Origin of the sequence: Methyloversatilis thermotolerans (assembly GCF_000372885.1) — a bacterium.
Lineage (GTDB): Bacteria > Pseudomonadota > Gammaproteobacteria > Burkholderiales > Rhodocyclaceae > Methyloversatilis > Methyloversatilis thermotolerans.
On the sequence record NZ_KB889967.1, the window covers coordinates 1,045,997 to 1,066,888 of the forward strand.

Below are 20,892 nucleotides of genomic sequence, written 5' to 3' on the forward strand. Positions count from 1 at the left end.
TCACATGGCAACCGTGCGCACACTATCGGTGATTGCAACCCGCGGCTGACAGGGGCGAAATCCCGCAAACATATGGGAACCCGTCCCGACCCGGGCGAGGGCGCATGCGCAGCACGGGATGATTTCCCGATGGTCTTCGCATTACGATGCCCGATCCCCAATCTTCCGGATCGCTCGCATGAGTCTGCGCTTCAGACTCACCCTGATCATCGGGTCGCTGATGACCCTCCTCGTCGTGGCCGACAGTGTCCGGCGCCTGTATGACGCCCAGGACGATGCGGTGGCCGAAATCAATTCCGTCGCACGGCTGGCGCAGGCCCTGCTGCCCAGCGTGCTGTCGCCCGCGCCCCCGGGTGTGACGGCGGAAGCCCTGCTCGGACGCATCGAGCTCACGCGCGAACTCAGTCATCTGCGCCATCTCACGGTCGAGGTGCACGCGCTGTCCGGCCAGGTGGTACTCACCTCGCGCCCGGACGCGAGCGGCAACGAAAGCATTCCGCTGGGCTGGCTGGAACAGCGTCTGCGCAGTCTGCCGCCGCTGCGCAAGGACATCTACATGTCAGGTCGGGTGATCGGTTACTACCTGCTGGTGCCCAATGCAGACGACGAGCTGGCCGAGATCTGGGACGACTACATCAAGCAGACCACCATGGTGGCCGCCATCGGACTGATCGCATGCATCATGGTGTTCTGGGCAGTGGGCCGCGCATTGCAGCCGCTGGACCGCGTGATGCAGGCTCTGCGCTCGATCGGCGAGGGGCGGCTGGAGGCGCGCCTGGAAAACGTCGGTCCGGGCGATCTGGCGCCGTTGTCGGCGTCGTTCAACAATATGGCGGCGGAACTGGAAATCGCCGTGGCCGAGCGCGCGCGGCTGCTGCGCAAGCTCATCACGCACGAAGAGGAAATCCGCCAGTCGCTGGCGCGCGATCTGCACGACGAACTGAGTCCCTATCTGGTGGCCATCCATCCGCACGCGCGGCTGCTCGCCGCCGCCTGCGCCGACAAGCCGGAACTGGCCGAACATCGCGAGGCGGCGCACTGGATGTCGGAACAGGTCGGCCATCTTCTGCGCCTTGTGCGCAATCTGCTGGAACATCTGCGGCCGCCCGACATCGAGGAACTGGGGCTGCGTCACGCATTGCAGGAACTGTGCACCCAGCGTGGCTGCGCTTCCGACCCGGCCCAGGTGGCGCTGCGCATCGACCCGGATCTGAGCGAGCTGTCGTCGATGCACGACATCACGCTGTATCGCATCGTGCAGGAGTGCCTGACCAATACGGTCAAGCATGCGCGATGCACCCGCATCGACATCGCTCTGCGCATCGATCGCGCGGCACAGCGGGTCATCCTCGAGGTGACCGACGATGGCGAACCGATGCCGAACAGTCTGCCGGAAAGCGGCTTCGGGCTGGTCGGCATGCGCGAACGCGCGCTCGCGCTGGGCGGCGATTGCCGCGCCGGCCCGCGCGCCGAGGGCGGCTGGAGGGTCAGCGCCTGGCTTCCACTGAAAACATCGCTACAGGAAGATTGACATGTCATCGAACCATCCGATCCGCGTCCTGCTGGTTGACGATCACGCCGTCGTGCGGGCCGGCTACCGCCGCTTCCTCGAACACAGCCGCATGATGGAAGTGGTGGGCGAAGCCGGTACCGCGGACGAGGCCTACCAGTTGTTCCGCCTGATGAAGCCGGACGTGGTGGTGATGGACATATCGCTGCCCGGGCCGAGCGGCATCGAGGCGGCCCGCCGCATGCTGGCGCTCGACGGCCGCGCCCGCGTGCTCATGTTCTCGATGCACGCGCAGCCGGCTTTCGCGCGACAGGCGCTGGAAGCCGGCGCGATCGGCTTCCTGACCAAGGACACCGAGCCGGATGCACTCGTGCAGGCGGTGCTCGCGGCCGCCCAGGGGCGCCGTACGCTCAGTCCGCGCGTGGCCGAACAACTGGCGCTGCACAATGTGATGCCGGACGAGCGCCGGCTCGATGTGCTGACGCCGCGCGAATTCGAAATCTGCCGCCTGCTGCTGGCCGGCATGACGCTCGAGGAAATTGCCGAGGCGCTCAAGCTGAGCCCGAAAACCATTTCCAACCGCATGAGCGAAATCCGGCAGAAGCTCGATGTGCGCAGCGATGTGGAACTGGTCCGGCTGGCGAGCGCTGCCGGACTGGTGCCCTGGGCCGCCAAGCCGGGCGAGCCGACGAACTGACCCCTCGCCCGCGCGCCGGGGTGCGGCGCCGCATGTTCAGCCGCGTCGCTGGCGCGCCTGTTCGAACAGGCACACGGTGCCGGCCATCGCCACGTTCAGCGATTCCGCCGAGCCCGGCATGGGAATGATGATCGCGTCGGTGGCCAGCACGCTGACCGCGGCAGACAGCCCGGCGCCTTCATTGCCGAACAGCCAGGCCACCGGGCCGCGCAGGTCCAGGTCGTAGAGGCTGGCGCGCGCGTCCAGGCGGGTGGCGACGATGCGTCCCGGATAGTCGCGCAGGCGTGCCGCGACATCGCAATGTTCCTCGATGCGCAGAGAGAAATGGGCGCCCTGCCCCGCGCGCAATACCTTGGGGCTCCACGCCTGTGCGCAGCCGCGCGTGAGCAGCACGTCGCGCACGCCGGTCGCCCACGCCGCGCGCAGCAAGGTGCCCAGATTACCGGTGTCCTGCACCGCGTCGAGCACCAGACAGTCCGCATCGAGCCGCGTCGACTCCGGCCGCGGAATGTCGATGAGTCCGAGCAAGCCGGCCGGCGTCTCGGCCGGACTCAGTTCGTCGAACAGTGCATCCGGCAGCAGCAATGCGGTCACGCCGTCGGCCGAGCGCAGCGCCGTCACTTCCGGTTTGTCCAGTGCCCGCTCGGCGACGATGGCGAGCTTGGGACGCACTCCTGCGTCGAGTGCGCTGCGGAACAGGTGCGGCCCGTCGATCAGGGTCTCGCCGGCGTCGCGTCGGGCCTGGGACGAGGTTGCGAGACGACGGAGCTGCTTGTACTGCGCGTTGTCGCGCGACTGGATGTGCTTCATCCGGCCAGCAGTCGGCCCAGCGTCGCCACCGCGATCACGACGAAGCCCAGCGCGGTGTTCAGTCCGACGAGACTGCGTATCTGTCCGAGCGCGGCGCCGCCCGCCGGCCAGTCGCTCGCCGTGACCGCGCGCGACAGCCGCCGGTAGGGCGCGAAGAACACGTGCATGAAGATGAACATCATGAGCAGGCCGAGACCGAACATGATGTGCCAGTGCACCGGTGCCGCCTTCATGCCGACCGCCAGCATCATGGCCAGGCCGGATGCAAGGATGAGCGCCACCATGCCCCACACCAGCGGCAGGAAGCGCGCGAACACGCCGGCCCACAGCGTCAGCCGCTGTGGCGGTTCGAGCTGTGCGGCCGCCACCGGGCGCAGGCAGACATACGCGAAGAACATGCCGCCGACCCAGATCACGACGCCGGCGATATGCAGGAAAAGCAGCAGGGGCGAGACGGTCATGGCAGGCGGACGGACGCGGAGGATGAGCGACAGAAGGCCCGCATGTCGCAGGACACGCGGGCCTGGCGATTATAAGCGGCCTCAGTCAGGTGCCGACGTGCGGATCAGATAGTCGAAGGCGGAGATCGCGGCCTTCGCGCCCTCGCCCATCGCGATGATGATCTGCTTGTACGGCACGGTGGTCACGTCGCCGGCGGCGAACACGCCGTGGGTCGCGGTCTCGCCGCGCGCATCGACCGGAATCTCGCCATAGCGGGTGAGTTCCAGCGTGCCCTTGAGCCACTCGGTATTCGGCACCAGACCGATCTGCACGAAAATGCCCTCGAGTTCCACGGTATGCGACTCACCGCTCGCGCGATCGGTGTATTTCAGCGCATTCACCTTGCCGTCGGCACCACCGGTCACTTCGGTCGTCTGCGCCTCGAGGATCACCTTCACATTGGGCAGACTCAGCAGCTTGCGCTGAAGCACGGCATCAGCGCGCATCTGCTTGTCGAATTCGAGCAGCGTGACATGACCGACGATGCCGGCGAGATCGATGGCGGCCTCGACCCCCGAATTGCCGCCGCCGATCACCGCGACGCGCTTGCCCTTGAACAGCGGACCGTCGCAATGCGGGCAGTAGGCCACGCCCTTGTTGCGGTACTCGCGTTCGCCAGGCACATTCATTTCGCGCCAGCGCGCGCCGGTGGCGACGATGACCGCGCGCGACTTCAACTGCGCGCCATTCGCGAGCTGCAGCGTGACCAGACCGCCTGGTTGTTCTGCCGGCACCAGCTTCTCGACCCGCTGCAGCGGCATGACGTCCACGTCATAGGTCTTCACGTGTTCTTCCAGCGCCGCGGTGAGCTTGGGGCCTTCGGTTTCCTTGACCGAAATGAAGTTCTCGATGCCCAGCGTATCCATGAGCTGGCCACCGAAGCGTTCCGCGACGATGCCGGTGCGTATGCCCTTGCGCGCGGCGTAGATCGCGGCCGCCGAACCGGCCGGACCACCGCCCACCACCAGCACGTCGAACGGTGCGCGCGCGCTGATCTTCTCGGCGTCGCGCTTCGCGGCGCCGGTATCGACCTTGGCCAGGATTTCCTCGATGGTCATGCGCCCGGAGCCGAACAGTTCTCCGTTCAGGAACACCATGGGCACGGCCATGACCTGACGCTCCTCGACTTCCTTCTGGAACAAGGCGCCGTCTATGGTGACCACCTTCACCCGCGGGTTGAGCACCGCCATCAGGTTCAGCGCCTGCACCACGTCGGGGCAGTTGTGGCAGGACAGCGACATGAACACTTCGAAGCTGAAATCGCCATCCAGCCCCTTGATCTGTTCGATCACCTCGTCGGACACGCGCGGCGGATGTCCACCCGCCTGCAGCAGCGCGAGCACCAGCGACGTGAATTCGTGGCCGAGCGGAATCGCCGCGAAGCGCAGCGACATGTCTCCGCCCTTGCGATTGATCGCGAACGACGGGGTACGCACGCCCTCGCCCGCCTGCTCGGTCACGGTGATCTTGTCCGACAGCGATGCGATATCGGACAGCAGCCCGCGCAGTTCGCCCGAGCTTGCGCCGTCGTCGAGCGCGGCGCTCAGTTCTATCGGGTACTGCAGCTTCTCGAGGTAGGCCTTCAACTGGGCCTTGAGGGTATCGTCCAGCATGGTGTGCTCAGCTTTCCAGACAGGTGAAGCGGGAAACAAAACGCCCGGGACGGGCGCGGTACGCGACCTGACCCGGGCGTCCCGGCGGACGCGCCGGCCGGAGGGTGATCCGGCCGGTGCCCCGCAGAGCCGAGAAGGCTCTTAGATCTTGCCGACCAGATCCAGCGACGGGGTCAGCGTGGCGGCACCTTCCTTCCACTTGGCCGGGCAGACCTGGCCCGGGTTGTTCGCGACGAACTGGGCAGCCTTCAGCTTGCGCAGCGTTTCATTCATGTCGCGGGCGATCGCGTTGTCGTGGATCTCGGCGGTCTTGACCACGCCTTCCGGGTTGATGATGAAGGTGCCGCGCAGCGCCAGGCCTTCTTCATCGATATGCACGTCAAACGCACGGGTCAGTTGGTGGGTCGGGTCGCCAACCAGCGGGAACTGGGCCTTGCCGACAGCCGGCGAGGTTTCGTGCCACACCTTGTGGGAGAAATGGGTGTCGGTGGTGACGATATAGACTTCGGCGCCCGCCTTCTGGAACTCGGCGTAGTTGTTCGCTGCATCTTCGACTTCGGTCGGGCAGTTGAAGGTGAAGGCGGCCGGCATGAACACGATCACCGACCACTTGCCCTTCAGGCTTTCTTCGGTCACGGTGATGAACTTGCCGTTGTGGAATGCATTGGCCTTGAACGGCTGGACGGCGGTGTTGATGATCGACATCTCAGAGTCCTCTGTTGTTGAGTTGCGGGGGGGTGAAGAAGCTTCATGATAATCCGAAAGAAGCCGTTTGTTTAGACTTGATCTAAAAAATTTCATGCGTAGGCCGGAAACAGCCGGCCGAAGCGACGCATCAACGCCACCAGCGACAGCATGACCGGGACCTCGACCAGCACGCCGACCACGGTGGCGAGCGCGGCGCCCGAATGCAGGCCGAACAGGGAGATCGCGACGGCGACCGCAAGTTCGAAAAAATTGGAAGTGCCGATCAGGCAGGCGGGCGCGGCGACCGGATACGGAAGCCGCATGCGCCTGGCCAGCACGAAGGTGATCGCGAAGATGCCGTAGGTCTGGATGATCAGCGGAATCGCGATCAGCGCGATCACCACCGGTTGTGCGACCAGTGTTTCCGCCTGCAGCGCGAACAGCATGAGTACCGTGGCCAGCAGGCCGACGACGGAGGCGGGCTTCAGTCGTGCGACGAAAGTCGCGACAGCGCCAGGCGAACTCAGTGCGCGGCGCGTCAGCACCCCGGCAAGCAGCGGCAGCACGACGTAGAGCACGGTGGACAGCAGCAGCGTCTGCCAGGGGACGACGATGTCGGTGACGCCCAGCAGGAAAGCCGCGATCGGTGCGAAGGCGACAATCATGACCAGATCGTTCACCGAAACCTGCACCAGGGTGTAGTTCGGATCGCCACGCGTGAGCTGGCTCCAGACGAATACCATGGCGGTACATGGCGCGACGCCGAGCAGGATCATGCCGGCGATGTATTCATCGGCGGAGGCCGGATCGACCCAGGGCGCGAACAGGTGGTGGAAAAACAGTACGCCCAGCGCGGCCATCGTGAAGGGCTTGATGAGCCAGTTCACCACCAGGGTGAGCGCGAGGCCCTGCGGCCGTCGCCCGACGTCGCGCACCGAGGCGAAGTCGATCTGGATCATCATCGGATAGATCATGACCCAGATGAGCACCGCCACCACCAGATTGACATGCGCCACTTCGAGCGCGGCGACGACGGCGAAGGCGCCGGGTGCGGTCAAGCCGAGCCCGATGCCGACGACAATGGCCAGACCCACCCAGACGGTGAGCCAGCGTTCGAACATGCCCATGCGAAGCTCTCAGTCTGCCGCCAGATCGCGGGCGGTCTGTTGCAGGGCCAGCGCATGCAGGCGTTCGTCGGGCATGGCCACCAGTATTTCGATGCGTCGCCGCATCAGCGCAAGCGTGTCGCGGAAGGCGGCGAGTTTTGCGGCTTCGCTGCCCTGCGTCGTCGACGGATCGGCATAGCCCCAGTGCGCGGTGGCCGGGTGACCCGGCCATATCGGGCATACCTCACCGGCGGCGGCGTCGCACACCGTGATGATGAGATCCATCCGTGGTGCGCCCGCAGATGCGAATTCGTCCCAGGACTTGCTGCGCACGCTTTCAGTGGCGATGCCCTGTTCGTTCAGCGCCTGCAGCGCCAGGGGATTGACGCGACCCGATGGCGTACTGCCGGCGGAAAAGGCACGGAAGCGCTCGCCGCCCAGATGGTTCAGCAGACATTCGGCCAACACGCTGCGAGCGGAATTGTGAGTGCACAGAAACAGCACGTGGATGGGCGCGCTCATGTCAGCAGCAACCCGAACCCGTCGTACCTGTCGTCTTCACGCCTATCGCGAGCGGCTTGCCACGCGTGACCGGCGCCTTGGGCGTGCAGCAGGCGCTGCCCTCGCCCGCCGTCTGCGCGCTTTCGTTGAATACCGGAATGTTGGCCAGCGTGTGGAAGTGTTCCCAGGCGATGCCTTGCGGATCGGTCACCCAGTGCTTTTCGCTGCGCGCATAGCAACAGGTGGTTTCGCCCTCGTCCAGCAGCGCCATGTCGGCCGATTCGGCGCGCGCCTTCATGGCCGCGAGCTCTTCGGGGTCGTCGGTCTGGATGCCCAGGTGATCAATGCCGGCCTGACTGCCACGGGTGGAAATGGCGAAATTGACCGGCGGGTCATCCAGCATCCATTTCGCGTAATCCGCTTCCTGCCGCGCCGGCCGGGCGTCGAACAGGCGGTTGTAGAAGGCGATGCTGCGGGCCAGATCGTCGACATGCAGATGGACATGAAAGCGTTTCATCGTGGTTCTCCGTTCAACATTGCGTGCAGGAAGGCGGCGCTGCGGTGCACGGGGCACCGGCGCAACAGTTCTCGGTGAGATAGGCGAGCAGATCGCCCATGCAGGCGTAATCAGCTCGATAGATCAGGTTGCGGCCGCTGCGCGATTGCTGCAGCAGACCGGCCTGGGTCAGCTCCTTCAGATGGAAGGACAGCGTGGTCGGCGCGACACCCAGTTGTTCGCCGAGTGTGCCTGGCGTCATGCCCTCCGGACCCGCGACAACCAGGGCGCGGAACACACGCAGACGTACTTCCTGCGCCAGCGCCGCGAGGGCACGAATGACAAGTTTCTCTTCCATTGTTCGATTATTGTCGAATATTGGAATAAATGCCAGAACCTTTTTGTTTCGCACGGTGCGGCGCTGAAGAAGCGCACCGGGACGGCGGCGCCGTCTCGCCGCTTACAGCGTGCGGAAAGCCAGAATGGCGACGATGGTGGGCGGCACAGCGGTGACGAACAGACCGAGCGGATTGATCGACTCGTCGTCGAAATAGCCACGCAGGATGGAAAACCCGGCCGGATTCGGCGCGTTGGCAATCACCGTCAGGCCACCGCCGGTGACGGCGCCGGCGACCAGCGAATGCCGGAACGCGTCGTCAGTGCCGTCGACCAGCGAACCGAGATAGGTCAGCGCCGCGTTGTCCGTGATCGCGGTGAGCGCGGTCGCGCCGAAATACAGCGCCGTGCTGTCCATGCCGGCCAGCGCTCCCTGCAACCACCATTGCTGCAGCGTGCCCAGCGTGACCAGGCCAGCCAGGAAAAAGCCGACCATGAGGCCCTCGCGCAGCATGAGCCTGTCGTGATGATGCTTGTAGCCCTCGGCCACACCGAGGAAGAGCAGGAACAGACCGACGAACACGACCGGGTGGTGGGCGAAATAGACGATGCCGGCCAGGAAGAACACATGCAGCAGGATGAGCGCGCCCGGTACCGTGCGGTCGCTGTCGCGCGCATTCACGTCCAGCGCCTTCAATTCGCGCGCGAACAGGAAAGTGGCGATGCCCGCGTTGGCGAACACCGCGAGTGCCGATTTCCAGCCGAAGTGGCCGAGCATGTACCACATGTCCCAGTTCCACTTGCCGGCCACCATGAGTACCGGCGGTGCGGCGAAATGGGTGAGCGTCCCGCCTATCGATACATTGACGAACAGCGCGCCCAGCGTCACGTACTTCAGGCGGTGCGAAATGCTCCGGCGGTAGAAGTTGTCGCGCAGCATCAGCGCGGCCAGTGTCATCGCAGCCGGTTCGGTGACGAAGGAGCCGAGCAGCGGCAGCACGGACAGGCAGACGAAGTAGAAGGACAGGCTGTCGTTGAGCGGAATGTAGCGAGCCAGTGCGCGGGCGCCCGCCTTGCACAGCTCGAGTATGGGACGGCTGGCGGCCACCACCATGATGACGAACACGAAGGCCGGCTCGGTGAAATCGAGTCGCTCGAGGTAGCCGGCGGCGGCGTCGGCGCCGGATGCGATCGCCATCCAGGCCAGCAGTACGAAGGCCCAGAAGCCGAATACCACCTCGACTTCGCCGAGCAGATGCCATATTCCAGCGTGGCCGGGTTGAAGATGGGCGAGGTGTTCGAAGTACTTGGTCAGGAAAGTGTGCGCGACGGCGACCACGAACAGACCGGTGCCGACCACCTCCAGCGCGCTTGGGTTCATTTCGGATCCTTGTTCCGGCAGATGTTGATCGGACAGGGCTGCCGGGGATTTGCGTCTCGCTCGAGACGGGACAGGGTGCCGCGCTCGAGGCGCGATGCGGACGGATTCCGGCAGTGCCGGGGCGCAGTCTAACCGCGCCGGAAAGCAGTGTCGGATCGGTCGGCGGGCAGCTCGCCGAAATCCAGGCTGTGCTGGGCAACCGGCGCGAAGCTGCGGCGATGGATGGGCGACGGCCCGTGCTCGCGCAATGCCGCCAGATGCGCCGCCGTGGGGTAGCCCTTGTGCCGGGCGATGCCGTACTGCGGATACAGCACCGCCAGGCGCAGCATTTCGTGGTCGCGGTCGGTCTTGGCCAGTATCGACGCGGCGGAGATTGCGGCATCCAGCGCGTCGCCGCCGACCAGGGCACGCGCCGGCACGGTGAGACCGGGCGGCACGCGGTTGCCATCCACCCTCACCTCGTCGGGCGCGATGGTCAGCCCCTCGATGGCGCGCCGCATGGCCAGCATGCTCGCGTGCAGGATGTTCAGCCGATCGATTTCTTCCACTGTCGCGATACCGACCGCCCACGCGAGCGCCCGCTCACGGATCAATGGCGCCAGCAGTTCGCGCTTCTTTTCCGACAGTTTCTTGGAGTCGTCCAATCCTTCGATCGGGCGCAGCGGATCGAGGATGACGGCGGCGGCATAGACCGGACCGCACAGAGGCCCCCTGCCCGCTTCATCGACGCCGGCGATCTTCACGGCGGTGGCAGGTGCGGCAGGATGGCTTCGGCTGCGCGTGCCGCCGTGTCCTGGCGCAGCGTGTGATGAATCTGTTCGAATTCGTCGAGCTGGGCGCGTCGCGCCACCGCGTCGCCGAGCAAGGCGTCGAGCGCGTCAGCCAGCCTGTCCGGCGTCGCATCGTGCTGCAGCAGCTCGGGCACGACGTCCTTGCCGGCCAGGATGTTGGGCAGACCGATCCAGGGCTGATACGCCATGCGCTTCATGAGCAGATAGCTCAGCTTGTGGATGCGGTAGGCCACGACATGCGGAGCGCGGCACAGGGCGGCTTCCAGCGTTGCGGTGCCGCTGGCTACCAGCGCCACATCGCAGGCCATCAACGCATCGCGCGCGTGGCCGAACAGGATGGACAGCGGCAGGTCCGTCGCGTCGCAGTCCCACAAGGCCTGCTCGAACCGGTTACGGGTTTCGCGCGTGGTGAGCGGCACCAGGAAGCGCAGATCGGGATGGCGTTCGTGCAGCAATTTGGCGGCACCTATCCACGCGTGCGCGTTGTACTGCAGTTCGGACTGACGGCTCCCCGGCAGCAAGGCCACGATGCGGGCATCCGCGCGGATCGCCAGCCGTTCGCGTGCGGCAAAGCGCTGCGGCGCCGGCGATATCTCGTCGGCGAAGGGATGGCCGACATAGCTCACCGGAACGCCGGCTTTTTCATAGAGCGGCGGTTCGAACGGAAACAGGCACAGCATGCGTGACACGCTGCGCGCAATGCCCTTGATGCGCCCGCCGCGCCAGGCCCAGATCGACGGGCTGACATAATGGATGGCCGGTATGCCGGCATTGCGCATGCGCCGTTCCAGCCAGAGGTTGAAATCGGGCGCATCGATGCCGATGAAGGCCGCCGGCCGTTCGCGCAACAGGCGTCGGCACAGTTCGCGCCGTATGCCCGCCAGTTCGCGGTAGTGCCTGAGAACCTCGAAATAGCCGCGCACCGCCAGCTTTTCGGAAGGCCACCAGGCGGTGAAACCCGCGGCGACCATGCGTGGACCGCCGATACCCACGAACTCGATGTCGGGCCGTGACGCCTGCAATGCCCTGATCAGATGTGCCGCCAGCTGGTCGCCTGAAGCCTCGCCGGCAACCATGGCCACCTGGATGCGGTCGGCCATGTCAGTGGGTGCCGTCGGGCTGCGACGCGGCCGGCCGCAGTGTGGGAAAGCCGGGCGGACGGCACGGCCGACCGCGACCGGACCGGCAGACCTGCCAGGAGCCGGAGATGCGCTTCATGTCAGCGGATGATGCCGCGGCCGCCGGCGGTGAGGAATTCAGACAGCAGACTCACTTCGGGCGCTTCTTGCGCCGCTTCGGCGATCAGCGCCTTGGCTTCGTCGAGTTTGAGGCCCTCTCGGTACAGCGTCTTGTAGGCCCGTTTGATCGCCATGATGGCTTCGTTGCTGAAGCCGCGCCGACGCAGACCTTCGGCATTGATGCCATGCGGCGTCGCCGGCACACCATTGGCGAGCACATAGGGCGGTACGTCCTGCAGCACGCTGGAATGCACGCCGCAGAAACTGTGCGCGCCGACGCGCACGAACTGGTGCACGCCGGTGAATCCGCCGAGTATCGCCCAGTCGCCGACGTGCACGTGCCCCGCCAATGCAGTGTTGTTCGCCATGATGGTATGGCTGCCGACCTGGCAGTCGTGCGCCACATGCACATAGGCCATGATCCAGTTGTCGTCGCCGACGCGCGTCACGCCGCCATCCTGAACGGTGCCGCAGTTCATGGTCGCGTACTCGCGCACCGTGTTGCGATCACCGATGATGAGCCGGGTCGGTTCACCGTCGTATTTCTTGTCCTGCGGGTCGCCGCCGATCGAACAGAAGGGATGGAACACGTTGTCGCGACCGATGCGTGTGTGCCCCTGGATCACCACATGCGGATGTACCTTCGTGCCGTCGCCGATCTCCACATTCGGTCCGATGATGCTGAAGGCCCCGATTTCGACGTTGTCGCCGATGCGGGCGGCCGGATCGACCAGCGCGCCGGGATGGATGTGCGTGGCCATCAGGTCGGACGCACCGCGCACAGCAGTTCGGATTCGGCCACCACGCCGCCATCGACGCGGGCGCGCGCCTGGTACTTCCAGATGCCGCGCGAATGCTTCAGCAGATCGACTTCAAGGATGAGCTGGTCGCCGGCCATGACCGGCTTCTTGAAGCGCGTGTTGTCCACGCCACAGAGGTAGTAGACCGAGTCGGCGTCGGGGGTGGTCCCCAGGGTTTCGAAAGACAGGATGGCCGCCGCCTGCGCCAGCGCCTCGACGATGAGCACGCCCGGCATGACCGGATGATTGGGGAAGTGGCCGGGAAAGAACGGTTCGTTGATGGTGACGTTCTTCAGCGCCCTGATGTGTTTGCCCGGCTCGACTTCGAGTACGCGATCGACCAGCAGGAAGGGGAAACGGTGCGGCAGCGATTTCAGCACCGCATGGATGTCCATCGATTTCAATTCACTCATCCTTGTTTTCTTGCATCGACGCAAGTTGTTTTTCGAGCGCACGGATGCGCTCGGCCATCGCATCGAGATGACGCAGGCGCGAATAGTTGCGCGTCCAGTCCTTGTGTTCCATGGACGGCACCGACCCTGTATAGACACCCGGCGCGGTGATGGACTTGGTCGCGAAGCTCACTGCGGACACGACCACATCGTCGACGATGTCGATATGGCCCATGATGCGGGCCGAGCCGCCTATCATGCAGCGCTTGCCTATCGTGGTGCTGCCTGCGACTCCGGAACATCCGGCCATGGCAGTGTGATCACCGATGCGCACGTTGTGGGCGATCTGTATCAGGTTGTCGAGCTTGACGCCGTCGCCGATCACCGTGTCCTCGAGCGCGCCGCGATCCACCGTGGCATTGGCGCCGATTTCCACATCGTTGCCGATGAGCACGCGGCCGATCTGCGGAATCTTGACCCAGCTTCCATCCGCTTCGCGAGCGAAGCCGAAGCCGTCGGCGCCGATCACCGCACCGGAGTGCAGGATGCAGCGATCGCCCACGCGGCATCCCGCATAGATCACCACGTGCGCGTGCAGCAGGCAATCCTCGCCAAGATGGACGCCGTCGCCCAGCACGCTGCCGGCACCGATCACCGAACGCGCGCCGACGACGGCACCCTCGCCGATCACCGCGCCTGCGGCCACTGCAGCATCCGGATGCACCTGCGCACCCGCATGGACGGTCGCTGAGGGATGCACGCCGGCGGCAGGGCGCGCCACCGGATTGAGCAGTTGCGCCACGCGTGCGAAATACAGATAGGGATTCTTGCAGCGCACGTGGGTGCGTGCCAGTCCCTGTCCATCGCGTTCGGTCACGATGACTGCGCCTGCACCGCTGGCCGCCAGCACGCTGCGGTACTTCGGGCTGGAAAGGAAGGAAATATGGGCGGAACCGGCACTGTCGAGCGGCGCCACCTGCTCGATCAGCAGGTCCGCATCACCGTGCAGCTCTCCGCCCAGCCGGGCGACGATGTCGCCAAGACGGGCTGCCATCGGCTTACTTCGTCGCAGCCGCCGCGGGAGGGTCGGCCAGCGCCTTCAGCACCTTTTCGGTGATGTCGATGCGCGCGCTGCGGTACACGACTTCCTGCAGGATGAGATCGTACTTCTCGGCTTCGGCAATCACCTTGATCGCCTTGTTCGCCTTGTCGAGCACGCCGGCCAGCTCCTCGTTGCGGCGCTGGTTCAGATCTTCGCGATATTCGCGCTCGCGGCGCTGCATGTCGCGCGTGAGATCGGCGAATTCGCGTTCCTTTGCGCGCCGGTCGCTGTCCGACAGCGTCACCGCATTCTTTTCCATGTTCTGCTGCATGGATTGCAGTTGCTTGGCCAGCCGCTCCAGTTCCTGCGAGCGCTTCTCGAATTCCTTTTCCAGCTTCTTCTGGGCGCGCACGGCAGGGGCGGCCTCGCGCAGGATGCGCTCGGTGTCGACGAACCCGATCTTCACATCGCTCTCGGCACGAGCCGGTGCGAGCGGCAGCAGCGCGAGAGCGGAAAGCACGGCGATCAATGCGGAACGTGCGGACATACTCGACCTGTTCATTCGGATCGTTGCGGAATCAGAACACATTACCCAACTGGAACTGGAAGCGCTGCAGCCGGTCTGTGGGCTCCTTGCTCAGCGGTTGGGCGATGCTGAACTTCAAGGGACCCATGGGCGAACTCCACGCCACGGAAAGCCCGGCACTATAGCGCAAATCGCCCAGGTTCAGGCTTTCATCCGTCGCCCACACATTGCCGGCATCGACGAAAGTACCCAGCCGCAGCGATCTATCCTGCCCCATTCCGGGAAACGGAAACAGCATTTCGGCATTCATCACGACACGGCGATCCCCGCCTATGGTGGCGCGCAGAAGGTTGCCGTTGCCATCGCGGTCGCGCTGTCCGATGGATGCGGTTTCGAAGCCGCGCACCGATCCGATGCCGCCGACGTAGAAGTTCTTGTAGAACGGCAGCGGCTTGTCGCCGTAACCGCGACCATAGCCCAATTCGCCGTTCAGCATCAGCACGAAATCACCCCACAGCGGGAAGAACTGCTGATGCTGGTAGGAAACCTTCATGTAGCGCAGGTCGCCGGGCGGCGTCGCAATTTCGCCGCTCACGCGACGCACCGCACCCGTGGTCGGCCAGATGAAGCTGTCGCGCGTATCGCGTGCCCAGCCCACGGTCGCCAGCAGCGAGGTATTGCTGTCGCCGAATTCATTGACGAAATCGATGTAGCGCTGCGGACTGTCCTCGTACACATCGATGGACGTCTGATCGACCGCCAGACCGAAATTGATGCGATCGTCCTCGCGGATCGGGAAACCCCAGCGCAAGCCGGCGCCCACCGACGAGGTACGGTAATTGCCCAGGTTGAGCCGGGTCGGATTGACATTGCGCAGATAGAGGTCGTAACCGCGCGAAATGCCATCCGGCGTGTAGTACGGGTCGGTGAAGGACAGCGAATAGGTCTTGTTGATGCTGCCGCTGTTCAGGCTGAGCGACAGCGACTTGCCGCTGCCGAACAGATTCTGCTGCGACACCGATGTGGACAGGATGAGACTTTCCGAACTGGAGAAACCGGCACCGAACATGAGGTTGCCGGTCGGTTTTTCCTTGACCGTCAGGTTCACGTCGACCTGGTCCGTGGTGCCCGGTACGGCCGGCGTTTCCACGGTCACCGCGTCGAAGTAGCCGAGGCGGTCGACGCGCGAGCGAGAGCGGTTGATCTTCTCGCCGTCGTACCACGCCCCTTCCATCTGGCGGAATTCACGGCGCACGACCTGATCCGCCGTCTTGCTGTTGCCCAGCACGTTGATGCGACGGACGTACACCTTGCGGCCCGGGTCGATGAACACGGTAAAGGATACGGTTCGCTTTTCCTTGTCCGGTTCCGGCACGGAATTGACGTTGGCAAAAGCGTAGCCCTCGTTGCCGAGACGATCGCTGATGGCCTTGGTCGTGTCGGTCAGTTTCTTGCGCGAGAACTCGTCGCCCGGCTTCAGCTTCACCAGCTTGACCAGTTCCTCTTCCGGCAGCAGCAGCTCACCCGACAGCTTGATGCCTGACACCGTATATTTCTCGCCCTCGGTGATCGAGATGGTGATGTAGATGTCCTGCTTGTCCGGCGTGATCGACACCTGGGTCGAATCGACATTGAATTCAAGGTAGCCGCGATCCAGATACCAGCTGCGCAGTGTTTCCACGTCGGCGCTGAGCTTCTGCTTGGAATACTGGTCGTTCTTCGTGTACCAGCTCAGCCAGTTCGGCGTGGTCAGCGTGATCAGCTTGAGCAGGTCCTTCTCCTTGAAGGACTTCGCGCCCACGATGTTGATCTGGCGGATCTTGGCGACCTCGCCTTCGTCGATCTGGAAGTTGATGGCCACCCGGTTGCGTTCGAGCGGGGTGACCACCGTCTTGACCTCGACCGAATAGCGACCGCGCGACAGGTACTGTCTCTTCAGTTCCTGCTCGGCGCGATCAAGTACCGAGCGGTCGAAAATGCGGGATTCGGCAAGGCCGACGTCGCGCAGCCCCTTCTTGATCGCTTCCTTGTCGAATTCCTTCATGCCAGTGAATTCGAGTGAAGCGATCGCGGGCCGCTCTTCGAGCACCACGACCAGGACATCGCCCTCGACCTCGATGCGCACATCCTTGAAGAAACCGGTGGCGAACAGCGCCTTGATGGCCTGCGCCGCCTTGTCTTCGTTGAAGCTTTCGCCGACGCGCACCGGCAGGTAGTTGAATACGGTGCCGGCCTCGGTCCGCTGTATGCCTTCCACCCGTATGTCGCGCACGACGAAAGGTTCGAAGGCGTGGACATGAGCCGACATCAGACCCGCGATCAGTGCGGGCAGCAGGAACTTGCGCATGGGGGATTTCAGCGGGGCGTTACCCGAAAAGGCGATTGATATCGTTGTAGAAGGCGAAGGCCATGAGCATCAGCAACAGCGCCAGACCCACCTGCTGTCCGATTTCCATGATGCGCTCGGACACCGGACCGCCCTTCAGAAATTCGATCGTATAGTACATCAAGTGCCCGCCGTCCAGCATCGGGATGGGGAGCAGGTTCAGCACTCCGAGACTGATGCTGATGAGTGCGATGAACTTGATGTAATGGCTGACGCCCATGGCTGCGGACTGACCCGCGTAGTCGGCGATCGTCACCGGGCCGCTCAGGTTTTTCCACGACAGTTCGCCGGTGATCATGCGGCCGAAGGCCTTGAAGCTGAACAGTGCAGTATCCCAGGTCTGGCGAACCGCCAGGACAAAGGATTCGGCGAAGTCATGCCTGACCTCGATGAACATGCGATCGCGCAGGGCGGGATCCGGGCGCGGCGTGATGCCCAGCCGCCCGATGCGTTCGCCGTTGTCGTCCGCCGTCCCGATCACGACCGGCAGATCGAGCGCGCGCCCGTCACGTTCGATCCGGACCGCGGTTTCACGCCCGGGCCGGTCGCGGACGATATCCACCATCGACGTCCAGTCGGTCACCGGCCGTCCATCGACGGCGACAATACGGTCGTCGGGACGGATGCCCGCGCGCGCGGCCGCGCTGTCGTCCTCGACACTGCCGACCACGCTGTCGATGCGCGGACGGAAAATGACGAGGCCTGCGCGCTCCATCAATCCGGCGTCGACATCGCCCAGGCCGGCCAGATCGACCTTGTGTACGGCGATCTCCTGTCTGTCGTTGATTGTTTCGATGTGCAGCGTGCGCTGTTCGATGGCTGCCTTGGCAACATGCCAGCGCAGATCCTGGGCGGAACGGACATCGTCTCCGTCGATGCGGCGTACCAGGTCGCCTTCGCGGATTCCGGCGACCGCGGCCGGTGTGTTTGCCGGCGGCGTGCCCAGCAAGGGCTTCAGTTCGTCCATGCCGTGCATGAACAGACCCCAGTAGACGAGGATGGCCAGCAGGAAATTGGCGATCGGACCGGCGGACACGATGGCGAAGCGCTTGCCCACCGTCTGCCGGTTGAAGGCGCGATGCAGTTCCTGCATCGGCACCGGGGCCTCCCGCTCGTCGAGCATCTTCACGTAGCCGCCCAGCGGAAAGGCCGCGAGCACCCATTCCGTGCGATCGGCACCCGCACGATGCAGCAGCAGGGGCCGCCCGAAGCCGATCGAGAAGCGCAATACCTTTACGCCACACGTGCGCGCAACGATGTAATGGCCGAACTCGTGCACCGTGATCAGGATACCCAGTGCGAGCGCGAAGGCCGCAAGGTAGAACAGGAAATTCAAGCGAGTGCTCCGATGATGCGCCGTGCGATGTCGCGAGCGGCCGCATCCGCTTCGAACACCTCGTCCAGCGAAGCGGCCGACCGGTGCGGCAGCGCGTGCAGTGTGCCGGCGATGACCCGGTGTATGGCACGGAAACCGAGCCGATGTTCCAGGAAGGCTGCGACCGCAACCTCGTTCGCCGCATTCAGCACCGCAGGTGTCGCACCGCCGGCCCGCAGTGCGTCGAAAGCCAGTTGCAGGCAGGGAAAACGGTCCAGATCCGGCGGCTCGAATGCCAGTGCAGGCGAGGTGGCCAGATCGAGTGGACTCACCCCGGAATCAAGGCGTTCGGGCCAGGCAAGGGCGTGCGCGATCGGCGTGCGCATGTCGGGATTTCCCATCTGCGCCAGCACCGACCCGTCGACGTATTCGACCATCGAATGCACGATGCTCTGCGGATGGATCACGACGTCGATGCGTTCGGCCGGGGTGTCGAACAACCAGTGCGCCTCGATCACTTCGAGGCCCTTGTTCATCATGGTCGCTGAATCGACCGAAATCTTGCGCCCCATGTCCCAGTTCGGGTGGGCACAGGCCTGGTCCGGCGTGACGGTCTCGAGCTCGGCCAGTGGTGTGCGCCGGAAAGGTCCTCCGGATGCGGTCAGCAGGATGCGCCTGACGCCGCCCTGCCCGGCTGTCGGCATGCACTGGAAGACCGCGTTGTGCTCGCTGTCTATCGGCAGCAGCGTTGCGCCGTGCGCGCGCACTTCCTGCATGAACAATCCACCGGACATCACCAGGGCTTCCTTGTTGGCGAGCAGGATGCGCTTGCCGGCACGTGCGGCCGCCAGCGTCGGTCGCAGTCCGGCTGCGCCGACGATGGCCGCCATGACCGTGTCCACCTCGTCGAGGGCCGCGATCTGCTCCAGCGCCCCGGCACCCGACAGGACCTCGGTGGCCACCTGACCACGCAGGCGCTCGCGCAAGGCCTGGGCCGCGGCGTCGTCGGCCATCACTGCGTAGCGTGGTTCGAAACGGAGACACTGCTCGGCCAGCCGCTCCACCTGGCGGTGGCCCGCGAGTGCGACCACCTGGAAACGCTCGGGATGCCGGGCAACGACATCCAGCGTGCTTACACCTATCGAGCCGGTCGCCCCGAGCACGGTCAGTCTGCGCATCACAGGCCTCCTTGCGGATGAAAGCTCAGCAGATACAGCCCGACCAGCGGCAGCGTCGCGGTCAGGCTGTCTATCCGGTCGAGTATGCCGCCATGCCCTGGCAGCAACTGACTGCTGTCCTTGCGACCGGCCTGACGCTTCATCATGGATTCAAACAGATCGCCGACGATGCTGATCGCGGTCAGCAGCAAGAGTGTCAGCGACCACACGCCGGGCGAAGGGATGGACAGACCGGCGTCGCGCAGCAGCGGCTGTATCAGGAAGCCATAGGCCTGGACCGCCAGCACCGCGCCGAACGCACCCTCCCATGTCTTCCCCGGACTGATGGCCGGGGCCAGCTTGTGACGTCCGAAGGCGCGCCCGGTGAAATAGGCGGCAATGTCGGCCACCCACACCACCGCCATGAGGGCCAGCAGGGGCTGTACGCCGGCGGCGCGCAACTGTACGAGCGCCAGCGCGGGCGGCAGCAAGAGCACCATGCCTACGGCGAGCAGGATGGGGCGTGGCGGGCGCGACGACGGATGCCGCATCCAGAGCGGCACGGCAAGCAACCAGAACGGCAGGGCACTGCCATGCAGCAACCACAGCACGGAGCTGGCCTCCAGGCGGAGGCCCGTCGCGTCGAAACAGACGAGGGACAGCGCGGCGACCGCTGCAGTGGTGACCAGGCCCCACACGACACAGCGCGCCGCACCGCACGCCGCCAGTCTCGCCCATTCCCAGGCGGCGAGACCGACAATGCCGGCGACCAGAAGCTGCCATGCGTGCAGATCGAAGAAGCGGAGCGCCGCCGACAGACCGGCCAGCAGCAGTATGGCCGTCAGGACGCGCTGCTTAAGCATGTCCGCCCGAGGCGGCGGCCTGCACCTGTTCGCTGGTCCGGCCGAAACGGCGCTCGCGCTGCTGATAGGACGCGATGGCCGCGTCGATGGATTCGGCGTTGAATTCCGGCCACAGCGCCTCGGTGAAGTAAAGCTCGGTGTAGGCAAGTTGCCAGAGCAGGAAATTGCTGATGCGCTGTTCGCCGCCTGTGCGTATGAACAGGTCGGGTTCCGGCGCGAAGGCCATGGACAGATGTGCGGACAGGTCGTCCTCGCTGAAGCCTTCACGACGTTCCGGCTGCGCCTTCATCATGCGCTCGGCCGCCTGCAGGATGTCCCATCGTCCGCCGTAATTGGCGGCAATGGTCAGGTTGAGTCCCGAGTTGGCCGCGGTAAGCGCTTCGGCCTTATGGATGAGTTCGATCAATCGTGGCTCGAAACGCGACAGATCGCCGATCACGCGCAGACGGATGCCGTTCTCGTGCAGACGCGCCACTTCGTCCTCGAGTGCCCGTACGAAAAGCTGCATCAGGAAGTTCACCTCGTCCGCCGGGCGCCGCCAGTTCTCGGAACTGAAGGCGAAAAGCGTGAGGTAACCGACGCCGCGCTCGGCGCAGCGCCGCACCACGGCGCGTACCGCTTCCACGCCCTTGCGATGCCCGGCCACGCGCGGCATGAAACGGCGACGTGCCCAGCGGCCATTGCCATCCATGATGATGGCGATGTGCCGCGGCACTCCGTTCTGTACGGAAGTGGTGGACAAGA

Annotated in this window: 22 protein-coding genes; 2 read left to right on the plus strand and 20 right to left on the minus strand. The window is 64.8% G+C overall.

Going from position 1 to position 20,892, the window contains the following annotated elements; translation table 11 throughout:
- Positions 1 to 178: 178 nt before the first annotated feature.
- A complete protein-coding gene (locus tag A3Q7_RS0104300; protein ID WP_018410623.1) occupies positions 179 to 1,531 on the plus strand; it encodes a sensor histidine kinase in 1,353 nt (450 codons plus the stop codon).
- Position 1,532: 1 nt separating this feature from the next.
- On the plus strand, positions 1,533 to 2,207 hold the full coding sequence (locus tag A3Q7_RS0104305; RefSeq protein WP_018410624.1) for a response regulator: 675 nt from the start codon (positions 1,533 to 1,535) through the stop codon (positions 2,205 to 2,207).
- Between the two features lie 36 nt (positions 2,208 to 2,243).
- On the opposite strand, the gene A3Q7_RS0104310 is transcribed toward A3Q7_RS0104305, so the two are convergent.
- The 20 genes from A3Q7_RS0104310 to uppS all read right to left on the minus strand — a co-directional run bounded on the left by A3Q7_RS0104310 (position 2,244) and on the right by uppS (position 20,890).
- Positions 2,244 to 3,017, minus strand: a complete 774-nt coding sequence (locus tag A3Q7_RS0104310) for a TrmH family RNA methyltransferase (protein ID WP_018410625.1) — start codon at positions 3,015 to 3,017, stop codon at positions 2,244 to 2,246.
- Positions 3,014 to 3,478, minus strand: a complete 465-nt coding sequence (locus tag A3Q7_RS0104315) for a CopD family protein (protein ID WP_018410626.1) — start codon at positions 3,476 to 3,478, stop codon at positions 3,014 to 3,016. The genes A3Q7_RS0104310 and A3Q7_RS0104315 overlap by 4 nt, the downstream gene beginning before the upstream one ends.
- An 81-nt stretch (positions 3,479 to 3,559) precedes the next feature.
- Positions 3,560 to 5,131: an alkyl hydroperoxide reductase subunit F gene (gene ahpF, locus A3Q7_RS0104320; protein ID WP_018410627.1), complete on the minus strand. Its 1,572-nt coding sequence runs from the start codon at positions 5,129 to 5,131 to the stop codon at positions 3,560 to 3,562.
- Positions 5,132 to 5,272: 141 nt separating this feature from the next.
- Positions 5,273 to 5,836: an alkyl hydroperoxide reductase subunit C gene (gene ahpC, locus A3Q7_RS0104325; RefSeq protein ID WP_018410628.1), complete on the minus strand. Its 564-nt coding sequence runs from the start codon at positions 5,834 to 5,836 to the stop codon at positions 5,273 to 5,275.
- 92 nt (positions 5,837 to 5,928) lie between these two features.
- Positions 5,929 to 6,945: an ACR3 family arsenite efflux transporter gene (gene arsB, locus A3Q7_RS0104330; RefSeq protein WP_018410629.1), complete on the minus strand. Its 1,017-nt coding sequence runs from the start codon at positions 6,943 to 6,945 to the stop codon at positions 5,929 to 5,931.
- A gap of 9 nt (positions 6,946 to 6,954) precedes the next feature.
- Positions 6,955 to 7,446: an arsenate reductase ArsC gene (locus A3Q7_RS0104335; RefSeq protein WP_018410630.1), complete on the minus strand. Its 492-nt coding sequence runs from the start codon at positions 7,444 to 7,446 to the stop codon at positions 6,955 to 6,957.
- Between the two features lies 1 nt (position 7,447).
- Positions 7,448 to 7,942, minus strand: coding sequence for an ArsI/CadI family heavy metal resistance metalloenzyme (locus A3Q7_RS0104340; RefSeq protein WP_018410631.1), 495 nt, complete (start codon positions 7,940 to 7,942; stop codon positions 7,448 to 7,450).
- Between the two features lie 13 nt (positions 7,943 to 7,955).
- On the minus strand, positions 7,956 to 8,279 hold the full coding sequence (locus A3Q7_RS0104345; protein ID WP_018410632.1) for an ArsR/SmtB family transcription factor: 324 nt from the start codon (positions 8,277 to 8,279) through the stop codon (positions 7,956 to 7,958).
- Between the two features lie 102 nt (positions 8,280 to 8,381).
- Positions 8,382 to 9,638, minus strand: a complete 1,257-nt coding sequence (locus tag A3Q7_RS0104350) for a putative Na+/H+ antiporter (protein ID WP_018410633.1) — start codon at positions 9,636 to 9,638, stop codon at positions 8,382 to 8,384.
- 128 nt (positions 9,639 to 9,766) lie between these two features.
- Positions 9,767 to 10,381: a ribonuclease HII gene (gene rnhB, locus A3Q7_RS0104355; RefSeq protein ID WP_018410634.1), complete on the minus strand. Its 615-nt coding sequence runs from the start codon at positions 10,379 to 10,381 to the stop codon at positions 9,767 to 9,769.
- Positions 10,378 to 11,529 (minus strand): lipid-A-disaccharide synthase, encoded by a 1,152-nt coding sequence (lpxB, locus tag A3Q7_RS0104360; RefSeq protein ID WP_018410635.1) that lies wholly within the window; start codon positions 11,527 to 11,529, stop codon positions 10,378 to 10,380. Before lpxB ends, rnhB begins: the two co-directional genes overlap by 4 nt.
- Positions 11,530 to 11,648: 119 nt before the next feature.
- Positions 11,649 to 12,428, minus strand: a complete 780-nt coding sequence (gene lpxA / locus A3Q7_RS0104365; RefSeq protein WP_026224477.1) for an acyl-ACP--UDP-N-acetylglucosamine O-acyltransferase — start codon at positions 12,426 to 12,428, stop codon at positions 11,649 to 11,651.
- Entirely contained in the window at positions 12,428 to 12,862 is a 435-nt protein-coding gene (gene fabZ / locus A3Q7_RS0104370) for a 3-hydroxyacyl-ACP dehydratase FabZ (RefSeq protein ID WP_026224478.1), read from the minus strand. Before fabZ ends, lpxA begins: the two co-directional genes overlap by 1 nt.
- 10 nt (positions 12,863 to 12,872) lie before the next feature.
- A complete protein-coding gene (gene lpxD, locus A3Q7_RS0104375; RefSeq protein ID WP_018410638.1) occupies positions 12,873 to 13,913 on the minus strand; it encodes a UDP-3-O-(3-hydroxymyristoyl)glucosamine N-acyltransferase in 1,041 nt (346 codons plus the stop codon).
- Positions 13,914 to 13,917: 4 nt separating this feature from the next.
- Positions 13,918 to 14,448 (minus strand): OmpH family outer membrane protein, encoded by a 531-nt coding sequence (locus A3Q7_RS0104380; protein WP_018410639.1) that lies wholly within the window; start codon positions 14,446 to 14,448, stop codon positions 13,918 to 13,920.
- A 31-nt stretch (positions 14,449 to 14,479) separates the two neighbouring features.
- The gene (bamA, locus tag A3Q7_RS0104385; protein WP_018410640.1) at positions 14,480 to 16,774 is read right to left on the minus strand and encodes an outer membrane protein assembly factor BamA; all 2,295 of its coding nucleotides are present in this window, start codon (positions 16,772 to 16,774) and stop codon (positions 14,480 to 14,482) included.
- A 19-nt stretch (positions 16,775 to 16,793) separates the two neighbouring features.
- Entirely contained in the window at positions 16,794 to 18,149 is a 1,356-nt protein-coding gene (gene rseP / locus A3Q7_RS0104390) for an RIP metalloprotease RseP (RefSeq protein ID WP_018410641.1), read from the minus strand.
- Positions 18,146 to 19,306, minus strand: coding sequence for a 1-deoxy-D-xylulose-5-phosphate reductoisomerase (gene ispC / locus A3Q7_RS0104395; RefSeq protein WP_018410642.1), 1,161 nt, complete (start codon positions 19,304 to 19,306; stop codon positions 18,146 to 18,148). Before ispC ends, rseP begins: the two co-directional genes overlap by 4 nt.
- The gene (locus A3Q7_RS0104400) at positions 19,306 to 20,148 is read right to left on the minus strand and encodes a phosphatidate cytidylyltransferase (protein WP_018410643.1); all 843 of its coding nucleotides are present in this window, start codon (positions 20,146 to 20,148) and stop codon (positions 19,306 to 19,308) included. The genes ispC and A3Q7_RS0104400 overlap by 1 nt, the downstream gene beginning before the upstream one ends.
- Positions 20,141 to 20,890 carry a polyprenyl diphosphate synthase gene (gene uppS, locus A3Q7_RS0104405; protein WP_026224479.1) on the minus strand — a complete coding sequence of 250 codons (750 nt, stop codon included), beginning with the start codon at positions 20,888 to 20,890 and terminating at the stop codon, positions 20,141 to 20,143. The genes A3Q7_RS0104400 and uppS overlap by 8 nt, the downstream gene beginning before the upstream one ends.
- Positions 20,891 to 20,892 lie beyond the last annotated feature (2 nt).

Bases quoted from the DNA above. Each gene is read 5' to 3' on its own strand.
- A3Q7_RS0104300 (WP_018410623.1), top strand. From the start codon at position 179: ATGAGTCTGCGCTTCAGACTCACCCTGATCATCGGGTCGCTGATGACC.
- A3Q7_RS0104305 (WP_018410624.1), top strand. From the start codon at position 1,533: ATGTCATCGAACCATCCGATCCGCGTCCTGCTGGTTGACGATCACGCC.
- A3Q7_RS0104310 (WP_018410625.1), bottom strand. From the start codon at position 3,017: ATGAAGCACATCCAGTCGCGCGACAACGCGCAGTACAAGCAGCTCCGT.
- A3Q7_RS0104315 (WP_018410626.1), bottom strand. From the start codon at position 3,478: ATGACCGTCTCGCCCCTGCTGCTTTTCCTGCATATCGCCGGCGTCGTG.
- ahpF (WP_018410627.1), bottom strand. From the start codon at position 5,131: ATGCTGGACGATACCCTCAAGGCCCAGTTGAAGGCCTACCTCGAGAAG.
- ahpC (WP_018410628.1), bottom strand. From the start codon at position 5,836: ATGTCGATCATCAACACCGCCGTCCAGCCGTTCAAGGCCAATGCATTC.
- arsB (WP_018410629.1), bottom strand. From the start codon at position 6,945: ATGGGCATGTTCGAACGCTGGCTCACCGTCTGGGTGGGTCTGGCCATT.
- A3Q7_RS0104335 (WP_018410630.1), bottom strand. From the start codon at position 7,446: ATGAGCGCGCCCATCCACGTGCTGTTTCTGTGCACTCACAATTCCGCT.
- A3Q7_RS0104340 (WP_018410631.1), bottom strand. From the start codon at position 7,942: ATGAAACGCTTTCATGTCCATCTGCATGTCGACGATCTGGCCCGCAGC.
- A3Q7_RS0104345 (WP_018410632.1), bottom strand. From the start codon at position 8,279: ATGGAAGAGAAACTTGTCATTCGTGCCCTCGCGGCGCTGGCGCAGGAA.
- A3Q7_RS0104350 (WP_018410633.1), bottom strand. From the start codon at position 9,638: ATGAACCCAAGCGCGCTGGAGGTGGTCGGCACCGGTCTGTTCGTGGTC.
- lpxB (WP_018410635.1), bottom strand. From the start codon at position 11,529: ATGGCCGACCGCATCCAGGTGGCCATGGTTGCCGGCGAGGCTTCAGGC.
- lpxA (WP_026224477.1), bottom strand. From the start codon at position 12,428: ATGGCCACGCACATCCATCCCGGCGCGCTGGTCGATCCGGCCGCCCGC.
- fabZ (WP_026224478.1), bottom strand. From the start codon at position 12,862: ATGGACATCCATGCGGTGCTGAAATCGCTGCCGCACCGTTTCCCCTTC.
- lpxD (WP_018410638.1), bottom strand. From the start codon at position 13,913: ATGGCAGCCCGTCTTGGCGACATCGTCGCCCGGCTGGGCGGAGAGCTG.
- A3Q7_RS0104380 (WP_018410639.1), bottom strand. From the start codon at position 14,448: ATGTCCGCACGTTCCGCATTGATCGCCGTGCTTTCCGCTCTCGCGCTG.
- bamA (WP_018410640.1), bottom strand. From the start codon at position 16,774: ATGCGCAAGTTCCTGCTGCCCGCACTGATCGCGGGTCTGATGTCGGCT.
- ispC (WP_018410642.1), bottom strand. From the start codon at position 19,306: ATGCGCAGACTGACCGTGCTCGGGGCGACCGGCTCGATAGGTGTAAGC.
- A3Q7_RS0104400 (WP_018410643.1), bottom strand. From the start codon at position 20,148: ATGCTTAAGCAGCGCGTCCTGACGGCCATACTGCTGCTGGCCGGTCTG.